Origin of the sequence: Sphingopyxis italica, from assembly GCF_011926545.1 — a bacterium.
Taxonomy (GTDB): domain Bacteria; phylum Pseudomonadota; class Alphaproteobacteria; order Sphingomonadales; family Sphingomonadaceae; genus Sphingopyxis; species Sphingopyxis italica.
Genome location: NZ_JAATIT010000008.1, coordinates 23,244 through 31,417, shown reverse-complemented (window position 1 = coordinate 31,417; position 8,174 = coordinate 23,244). Strand labels below are relative to the sequence as shown.

At 67.3% G+C, this 8,174-nt stretch carries 8 protein-coding genes and 1 tRNA gene; 6 read left to right on the top strand and 3 right to left on the bottom strand.

Annotated features, from left to right (window positions below):
* Positions 1–255: 255 nt before the first annotated feature.
* Positions 256–2,031 (bottom strand): ABC-F family ATP-binding cassette domain-containing protein, encoded by a 1,776-nt coding sequence (locus GGR90_RS19070; RefSeq protein ID WP_167922993.1) that lies wholly within the window; start codon positions 2,029–2,031, stop codon positions 256–258.
* A gap of 134 nt (positions 2,032–2,165) precedes the next feature.
* On the opposite strand from GGR90_RS19070, the gene GGR90_RS19065 reads away from it, so the two are divergent.
* Positions 2,166–2,912, top strand: coding sequence for an SIMPL domain-containing protein (locus GGR90_RS19065; RefSeq protein WP_245198838.1), 747 nt, complete (start codon positions 2,166–2,168; stop codon positions 2,910–2,912).
* Positions 2,913–3,091: 179 nt separating this feature from the next.
* Here the strand turns inward: GGR90_RS19065 and GGR90_RS19060 are convergent, their stop codons facing one another.
* The gene (locus tag GGR90_RS19060) at positions 3,092–3,772 is read right to left on the bottom strand and encodes a prolyl hydroxylase family protein (protein WP_245198837.1); all 681 of its coding nucleotides are present in this window, start codon (positions 3,770–3,772) and stop codon (positions 3,092–3,094) included.
* A gap of 102 nt (positions 3,773–3,874) precedes the next feature.
* On the opposite strand from GGR90_RS19060, the gene GGR90_RS19055 reads away from it, so the two are divergent.
* From GGR90_RS19055 to GGR90_RS19045, 3 genes are all read left to right on the top strand, one after another.
* Positions 3,875–3,951 (top strand) — tRNA-His (locus GGR90_RS19055).
* Between the two features lie 97 nt (positions 3,952–4,048).
* Positions 4,049–5,101, top strand: a complete 1,053-nt coding sequence (locus tag GGR90_RS19050) for a Glu/Leu/Phe/Val family dehydrogenase (protein WP_167922992.1) — start codon at positions 4,049–4,051, stop codon at positions 5,099–5,101.
* 140 nt (positions 5,102–5,241) lie between these two features.
* On the top strand, positions 5,242–5,595 hold the full coding sequence (locus tag GGR90_RS19045) for a YbaN family protein (protein ID WP_167922991.1): 354 nt from the start codon (positions 5,242–5,244) through the stop codon (positions 5,593–5,595).
* 111 nt (positions 5,596–5,706) lie between these two features.
* Here GGR90_RS19045 and GGR90_RS19040 read toward each other — a convergent pair whose 3' ends face one another.
* Positions 5,707–6,189 (bottom strand): DUF6456 domain-containing protein, encoded by a 483-nt coding sequence (locus tag GGR90_RS19040; protein ID WP_381448627.1) that lies wholly within the window; start codon positions 6,187–6,189, stop codon positions 5,707–5,709.
* 90 nt (positions 6,190–6,279) lie between these two features.
* Between GGR90_RS19040 and GGR90_RS19035 the strand changes: the two genes are divergently transcribed.
* Both GGR90_RS19035 and GGR90_RS19030 read left to right on the top strand, forming a co-directional pair.
* The gene (locus GGR90_RS19035) at positions 6,280–6,840 is read left to right on the top strand and encodes a helix-turn-helix domain-containing protein (protein ID WP_167922990.1); all 561 of its coding nucleotides are present in this window, start codon (positions 6,280–6,282) and stop codon (positions 6,838–6,840) included.
* 117 nt (positions 6,841–6,957) lie between these two features.
* Positions 6,958–8,124 carry a glycosyltransferase gene (locus tag GGR90_RS19030; RefSeq protein WP_167922989.1) on the top strand — a complete coding sequence of 389 codons (1,167 nt, stop codon included), beginning with the start codon at positions 6,958–6,960 and terminating at the stop codon, positions 8,122–8,124.
* Positions 8,125–8,174 lie beyond the last annotated feature (50 nt).

Here is an 8,174-nt window from a genome sequence, read left to right as displayed (position 1 = left end):
TCGTTGTGCCGCCGAGTAATAAATCCGCTGACGCTGCTTCATCCTCACACTCCTCCTCAAAGAATGAAGTGTTGCGGCGATCCGTTGAACCCACCGCCGAGAGCTGCCATTACCTTCATCGTCATCCCGGACTTGATCCGGGATCCACGACGACGGCGCGGCTATGGATCCCGGATCAAGTCCGGGATGACGAAGCTAGGTGCAACGTCCGCGCCCTACCCCAAAGCCGACACGACAAGTTCTGGCGGCGGCCGTTTATCGGAGCGTTTCGACCTCTTCGGCCAAGGCCAGCCAGCGGTCTTCCGCCCCCGCCTTTTCCTCGCGCAGTTTATCGAGCTTTCCCGTCAATGCCGTAAATCGCGCATGGTCGCGCGTGAACAGGCCGCCGTCAGACAGGTCGCTTTCGATCCCCGCCATTTCCTTTTCGATCTCTTCGATCCGGCCCGGCAGCATGTCGTAATCGCGCTGGTCCTTGTAGCTGAGCTTCTTGCGCGCGGTCGGCGGGGGCGGCGGAGCGGCGCCCGATGCCTTGGCTTTGACGGCGTTGGGTTTGACGCGCTTCGCTTCCCAGTCGGCATAGCCGCCCGCGACGATGTCGACCTTGCCCGATCCGTCGAGGCCGAGCGTCACCGTCACCGTACGGTCGAGGAAATCGCGGTCGTGGCTGACGAGCAGCACGGTCCCGGCATAGTCGGCGATGACTTCCTGCAACAGGTCGAGCGTTTCGAGGTCGAGGTCGTTGGTCGGCTCGTCGAGCACGAGCAGGTTCGATTCGCGGGCGAATTCGCGCGCGAGCAAGAGGCGCGAGCGTTCGCCGCCCGACAGCGCGCCGACGCTAGCCTCCATGACTCCGGGGTCGAACAGGAATTCCTTCAAATAACCCTGGATATGCTTCTTCACACCGCGCACCTCGACCCAGTCGCCGCCGTCGGCGAGGATGTCGCGGACGGTTTTGTCGGGCGACATCAGGCTGCGCTGCTGGTCGATAACGATGCCGTCGAGCGTCGGGGCGAGAATGATCTTGCCCTCGTCAGGCTGGATTTCGCCGGTCAGCAGCTTGAGCAAGGTCGACTTGCCCGCACCGTTGGCGCCGACGATGCCGATGCGGTCGCCGCGCTGGACGCGGAAATCCAGCCCCTTGATGATCGTGCGGTCGCCGAAGCTTTTCGACACACCCTCGGCGACGATCACCGATTTCGAGCGAACATCGTCATTGGCGAGGCCAAGCTTGGCGACGCCTGGACCGCCGATCATCGCGGCGCGGGTGGCGCGCATTTCCTTCAATTTCTCGAGCCGGCCCTGGTTGCGCTTGCGGCGCGCGGTGACCCCGCGTTCGAGCCAATGCGCCTCGAGCCGCAGTTTCGAATCGAGGCGCTGCGCCGCGCGCGCTTCCTCGGCGGCAACCGCATCGCTCCATTCCTCGAAGCCGCCGAAGCCGATTTCCTTGCGGCGGATGCTGCCGCGGTCGAGCCAGAGGGTCTGGCGCGTCAGCCGTGTCAGGAAGGTGCGGTCGTGGCTGATCGCGACGAAGGCGCCGGTGTAGCGCGCGAGCCAGCTCTCGAGCCAGTCGATCGCGGCGAGGTCGAGATGGTTGGTCGGCTCGTCGAGGAGCAGCACGTCGGGATTCTGCGCCAATGCCCGTGCCAGCGCGGCACGGCGGCGCTCGCCGCCCGAGGCGCTGGCGGCGGTGCGGCGCATGTCGATGCCGAGCTGGTCGGCAATCGCCGCGACTTCGAATTCCTCAGGCGCGTCGGGCGCCGCGACGGCGAAATCCATCAGCGTCGCGAAGGGGCGAAAGTCGGGCTCCTGTTCGAGCATCACGACATGCGTGCCGGGCACGATCACCCGCTTGCCCTTGTCGGCATCGATCTGGCCGGCGAGCAGCTTGAGCAGGGTCGTCTTGCCCGCGCCATTGCGCCCGATCAGCGCGAGGCGGTCGCGTGTCCCGACATAGATGTCGAGATCCTGGAACAGCCAGCCGCTGCCCTGCACAAGGCCGAGGCCTTCATAAGATAAGATCGGTGCTGCCATGATGAACGGCGCGCTACCGAGACGTTCAGCCTGATGCAAGCGCCGTCCGCGCAAAGGGCGGAACGGGTCTGCTCCGTCTGCGTTACGGGGCAGAGATAACAAGGAGCCGGAAGCCCGGTTCGCAGGAGAATGAAATGACGAAGCAAATGCTCGCCGCTATGACATCCGGACTGGCCCTGATGGCGGCAGTGCCCGCCGTCGCGCAGCAAGGAGGATCGACGGTGACCGCAGCAACGACCCAGGGTCCGATATTGACCTTCAGCGTCAGCGAGGAAGTGCGCTCGCGCCCCGACCAGGCGACCGTCGGCGCCGGCGTCACGACGACCGCGCCGACCGCGGTCGAGGCGATGCGCGCCAATGCCGCGGCGATGGACAAGCTGATCGCCGCCGCCAAGGCGCGCGGGATCAAGGCCGAGGATATCCAGACGAGCGGCATCAACCTGTCGCCGCAATATGATTACAGCAACCGCACCGACGGCCAGCCGCCGCGCTTCCTGGGCTATCAGGTGTCGAACAGCGTGCGCGCGACGACGGACAAGATCGACGACATCGGGCCGCTGCTCGACGCGCTGGTCGCGGCCGGCGGCACCAATATCGACGGGCCGTGGTTCGGCATGAAGGACGCCGACGCCCAGCTCGTCGGCGCGCGCGGCGCGGCGATCAAATCGGCCGAGGCGAAAGCGCAGGATTATGCGAAGCTTGCGGGCTTTCGCGGGGTCGAACTGGTGTCGATCAGCGAAGGCGGCTTTGGCGGCGGCCCGCAGCCGCCGATGCCCTATGCGCGCGGCCTGATGGCGGCCGAGGCGAAGGCGACGCCGGTCGAGCCGGGGCAGGTCGCGAACACGCTGACGCTGAACTTTCAGTATCGGCTGGTGCGGTAATTTTAACGAGGGGTCGGTGCAAATCGACCCCTATTTCCGTTCGTGTCGAGCCCTTCGACTGCCTTGCAGGCGCTCAGGATAAACTTCCGGCTTTGCCGAAAGTCGAGACACCCATCGACATAGCGCCGAGCCCGATGGGCATCTCCACTTCGCTCGATGCGAACGGGTTTTTTGGCGAACTACCCCAGCTCCCCCTCCGCCCAAGGCCACGGCCGCTCGCGGAACCATTTGGTGATGATATATTTGCGCCCCTGGCGCACCTTCATCCCGTGGTGGAGCGTGTCGGGGTTGGCGGTGCCGTCGGCCCGCACATTGTTCCACGCGAGCAGCTTGCCGACCTCGGGCTGGTGCATCTTGCCGGTGGCGAGGAAGCGCGTCGCGCCGCCCGCCCCCGGCTCGTTGAGATAGATCATCAAGGTCCAGCTGCGCTGACCCGGCACCGCGCAATAGGTCTCCCAGTCGGCGCCGTGCGGATCGAAATAGTCGGTGTGCGCCTTGAACTCCTGCCCGACGTCATAGCGTTGGCCCTGCATGGGTTCGCCATATTCGCGCGGGATGCCGGTGAGGCCGTGGAGCCGGTCGTTCACGGCGATCACCAGCGGGTCGCGGTGGTCGAGGTCACAGGTCGTGCTGGTCCGAAACGCCTCGTCGCCATTCGGATCGGCGATGGTCGACGGGCGCACGTCGCGGTCGATCTGCGCGATCAGTGCGGCGCAAGTTTCTCCATCGAGAAAGCCGGGCAGCATGAACTGTTCGAGCTTCGGTGTCGGCGCGCGGCGGATGCCGGGAACGGCGGCGAGCCGCTCGGCGGTGCGGTCGGCGCCCGAGGCGCTCATGTCGACATGTTCGTTGCCAGCCATGGCGCGCTTTTAGTGGGGTCTGTCCAAGCGAACAATGCTTGACGAAGGGGGAGGTCGCGCCTATCGCCGCGCGCTGTCGCAGGCGGTTTCGCCCGACGTGTGGCGACCATAGCTCAGTTGGTTAGAGCGCCGGTTTGTGGTACCGGAGGTCGCGGGTTCGAGCCCCGTTGGTCGCCCCATTTTTCCTATTCTGGCGAATAGACGCTTTTGGGGTGACTCGGTTCGGCTGGTTGATTATTACGCCTTCACGTAATTTTTTAACGTGAGGAAACTGCAATGTCCGCTGTCTGGGATTTCGCCGATTTCGACGACCATGAGCATGTCCACATGTTCCGCGATCGCGCGAGCGGACTGACGGCCGTCATCGCAGTGCATTCGACGCACCTCGGCCCCGGCGCGGGCGGGGTGCGCTACTGGCATTATCCGCAGCGCGCGGCGGCGATCACCGACGCGCTGCGCCTGTCGCGCGGCATGAGCTATAAAAATGCCATGGCCGGCCTGCCGATGGGCGGCGGCAAGGGCGTGATCCTCGCCGACGAGGGAGCGGCAAAGACCCCCGAACTGCTCGCGGCGTTCGGCCGTGCGGTCGATTCGCTCGGCGGCGCTTATGTGACCGCCGAGGACGTCGGGATCACCGACGCCGACATGGTCGAGATCGCCAAGAAGACGAAGCATGTCAGCGGCTTGCCGGTGGCGAGCGGCGCCGATGCCGGCGGTGATCCGGGGCCGTTCACCGCGCTCGGCGTCTATCTGGGCATCAAGGCGGCGATTCGCGAAGGGCTGAAAACCGACAGCGCCAAGGATGTGCGGATCGCGATCCAGGGTGTCGGCAGCGTCGGCGGCGGCGTCGCGCGGCGGCTCGCGGCCGAAGGCGCGAAGCTCACGCTCGCCGACGTCAACCTGGCGCGCGCGAAGGCGCTGGCCGAGGAACTCGGCGCCGAGCTCGCCGATTCGGCGGCGATCATGGAGATCGAGGCCGACGTGCTGAGCCCCAATGCGCTGGGCGCGATCCTGACCGAACAAAGCATCGAAAAGCTGCGCGTGCCGATCGTCGCGGGCGGCGCGAACAACCAGCTCGCGACCGCGCTCGACGGCCAGCGCGTCCACGACCGCGGGATCGTCTTTGCGCCCGATTATGTGATCAACGCGGGCGGCATCATCAACGTCGCGCTCGAATATCTGGGACAGGGCAACCGCGAGGAAGTCGAAAGCCGCATCCACCAGATCCCCGGCCGCCTCGCCGAAATCTGGGCCGAGAGCAAGGCGAGCGGCACGCCGGCGTCGGTGGTGGCCGACCGGATGGCGCAGAAGCTGATCGGGCGGGGGTAAACGCCGTCGCCCCCGCGCAGGCGGGGGCGCCGCTGGAGGTTTACGCAGCGCCGCTGAGCACGGCCGCTAGCTGCCCCCGCCTGCGCGGGGGCGACGATACAGGTGGCGGGGCGACTCAAATCCGCTAAGCCAGCACCCGCATGAAACGGCATTTCTATCTGGTCGCGGGCTGGGCTTCGCTGGGCCTTGGTGCGATCGGCGCTTTCCTGCCGCTGCTGCCGACGGTGCCGTTCGTCATCCTTGCCGCCTTCTGCTTCGCGCGATCGTCGCCGCGGCTCGAGGCCTGGCTGCTCACCCACCCGCATTTCGGGCATCATATCGTCGCGTGGCGCGAAAAGGGCGCGATCAGCCGCAAGGGCAAGATCGCCGCGACCGCGGCGTTCGCGCTCAGCATCGTGCTGGCCGCGATCTTTTCGCCCTGGCCGTGGGTGATGCTGCCGGTGATTGCGGCGGTCGTGACGGGAAGCTGGATCTGGACGCGTCCGGAGGGGTGAATTTGGCTGGCATTGGGGTGGGGAGCTGTCATTGCCTACCCCCTCCTCTTCAGAGAAGGGGCTGGAACACATTTGCCAACGTCCGCGATTATTCGCTTCCGGCCGTCACCATCACCCCGTCCCATAGAACCGCGCCAACCGGTCCAGCGCCAGCCCGAGCACCAGTTTGCCCGACCGCGCCGGCCAGCCCAGCGCTTTTTCCGCGCCGCCGATCCCCTCGCCCGCGCAAATCACGCGCCAGCAGATGTCGGCGAGCCCCGGCCCCGCCGCATCGAGCGCTGCGTGAAAGCGGCGATGCGCATCGATCCGCGCCAGCGACGCATCGGACGCGCGCGCGCCGCCGCGGCTTTTGCCCGGCGGTGCCGCGTCCCAGCGCATCGTCACGCGCGCCGACAGACCCGCGCGCTCATAATCGCAGCGTAACCTTTCTCCCGCGCCCAATTGCGCCGCCGTCAGCAACCCGCGCGACGCCAGCCATGCAATCGGACTTTCGCCGGCGTTGACCGTCACGTGCCGCATGACCTGCGGCCCCGCCTTGCCCGGATCGATCCGGTCGTCGGGATGGAGGCGGGTTTCGAGGCGGCGTGCGGTCATGCGATTCTCCTTTGCTGAACGCCGGGCTTGACACTGGATTATTTTGTAGGAAAGAGGAAACCGATTTGGTTATCCAAAAGGGCCGCCACCATGATCAACAGCATTCGCTCCGTCCGCCGCGCCAAGGGCCTGACGCTCGAGGAGGTCGGCGGGCGCTGTGTCCCGCCGACGACGGCGCAGACGATCGGCCGCCTCGAAACCGGGACGCGCACGCTGTCGCTCGGCTGGATGAACCGCATCGCCGCGGCGCTCGGCGTCGACGCCGCCGAACTTGTCCAACTGCCGCAGGACACGCAGCTTACCATCACCGCCCTTCTCTCCGCCGACGGCGCGACCGCGCCGACGCGCGTCGAGCAGGCGCTGACCGCGCGTCCGGGCGAGGATATGGTCGCGGTGCGCGTCACCTCGTCGATCGGCGACTATCGCGCCGGCGATGAAATCTGGTGCCGCCGGATCGAGGGCGACTGGGCCTGCGCGCTCAATCGCGACCTGCTCGTCCCGCGTCCCGCCGGCCGCTTCTTCTTCGCGCGGCTGCTCAACGTCGATGGCGAGAAGCTCCACCTCCTCCCGCTCGGCACCGGCCAGCGCCAGCAAGTCGTCAGCAACCCGCCATGGGCCGCGGTCGCGGTGCGTTTGCTCCGGTCGCTCTAAACCCATGATCCGCATAATGGGGTTCGTCATTGCGAGCGGAGCGAAGCAATCCAGGGCAGTCGACGCCGACTCTGGATCGCTTCGCTTCGCTCGCAATGACGCCCGGGGTTGATCGGAATGAACCCGCTCCGCGTTCTCAGCATCGCGACGCTCTTCCCCGACGCCGCGCGGCCGAACTTCGGCCTGTTCGTCGAGAAAAGCCTGCGCGCGCTCGCCTCGGAACCCGGGATCGAACTCACGATCGCCGCGCCGGTCGGTCTGCCGCCCTTTCCGCTGTCGCTTGACCGGCGCTACCGCGCGCTCCGCGATCTGCCGGGGGCTGAGCCATGGAACGGCCTCACCGTCCTGCGCCCGCGTTTCACCCTGATCCCGCGCTACGGCGCGCGCTTCAACCCCGCGCAGGTCGCGCGCGCGGTCCTCGCCGCCGTGCAAGACCGCCCATTCGATGTCGTCGACGCCCAATTCTTCTATCCCGACGCCCCCGCCGCGATGCGCGTCGCCGATGCGCTCGGCCTCCCTTTTTCGGCCAAGGCGCGCGGCGCCGACATCAGCCATTTCGGCCACGATCCCGCGACAGAATCGCAAGTGATCGAAGCCGGCGCGAAGGCCGCCGGCCTGCTCGCCGTGTCCGAAGCGATGCGCGGCGATATGGCGGCCATCGGCATCGACCCCGCCAGGATCGCCGTCCATTACACCGGCATCGACAAAGCGCGCTTCCACCCCGGTGACCGCGCCGCGGCGCGCGCGGCGCTCGGCATGGACGATGTCCCCGCGATCCTCACCGTTGGCGCGCTCATCGCGCGCAAGGGACAGGCGCTGGTGATCGCCGCCCTGCCCGCGCTGCCCGGCGTCCATTACTGGCTCGCCGGCGCCGGAGACGAAGAAGCCCGTTACCGCGCCCTCGCCCGCGCGCACGGCGTCGAGCAGCGCGTCCATTTCCTCGGCCCCGTCGCCAACGCCGAGCTGCCAGAGCTTTATCGCGCCACCGACGCCGTCGTCATGCCGTCGGTCAGCGAAGGCCTCGCCAATGCGTGGGTCGAGGCGCTCGCTTGCGGCACCCCGATCGTCATCAGCGACGCCGGCGGCGCGGCCGAGCTCGTGACTTCGCCGCTCGCCGGGCGTATCGTGGAGCGTACGCCCCCGGCAATCGCCGAGGCGGTGCGGGCGATCCTCGCCGCCCCGCCCGCTCCCGCCGACGTCGCCGCCAGCCTCGGCGGCCGCTTCGACTGGGATCGCAACGGCCGCGAACTCGCCGATCATCTCCGCCGCTGCGCCGGGCGCTAGATACGGCAACGCCGGCCCGCTGAAGAAGCGGACCGGCGCCTATGTTCACA

What these genes read in the sequence shown, in the direction of transcription:
- GGR90_RS19070 (WP_167922993.1), bottom strand. Translation starts at nt 2,031, where the DNA reads ATGGCAGCACCGATCTTATCTTATGAAGGCCTCGGCCTTGTGCAGGGC.
- GGR90_RS19065 (WP_245198838.1), top strand. Translation starts at nt 2,166, where the DNA reads ATGACGAAGCAAATGCTCGCCGCTATGACATCCGGACTGGCCCTGATG.
- GGR90_RS19060 (WP_245198837.1), bottom strand. Translation starts at nt 3,772, where the DNA reads ATGGCTGGCAACGAACATGTCGACATGAGCGCCTCGGGCGCCGACCGC.
- GGR90_RS19050 (WP_167922992.1), top strand. Translation starts at nt 4,049, where the DNA reads ATGTCCGCTGTCTGGGATTTCGCCGATTTCGACGACCATGAGCATGTC.
- GGR90_RS19045 (WP_167922991.1), top strand. Translation starts at nt 5,242, where the DNA reads ATGAAACGGCATTTCTATCTGGTCGCGGGCTGGGCTTCGCTGGGCCTT.
- GGR90_RS19040 (WP_381448627.1), bottom strand. Translation starts at nt 6,189, where the DNA reads ATGACCGCACGCCGCCTCGAAACCCGCCTCCATCCCGACGACCGGATC.
- GGR90_RS19035 (WP_167922990.1), top strand. Translation starts at nt 6,280, where the DNA reads ATGATCAACAGCATTCGCTCCGTCCGCCGCGCCAAGGGCCTGACGCTC.
- GGR90_RS19030 (WP_167922989.1), top strand. Translation starts at nt 6,958, where the DNA reads ATGAACCCGCTCCGCGTTCTCAGCATCGCGACGCTCTTCCCCGACGCC.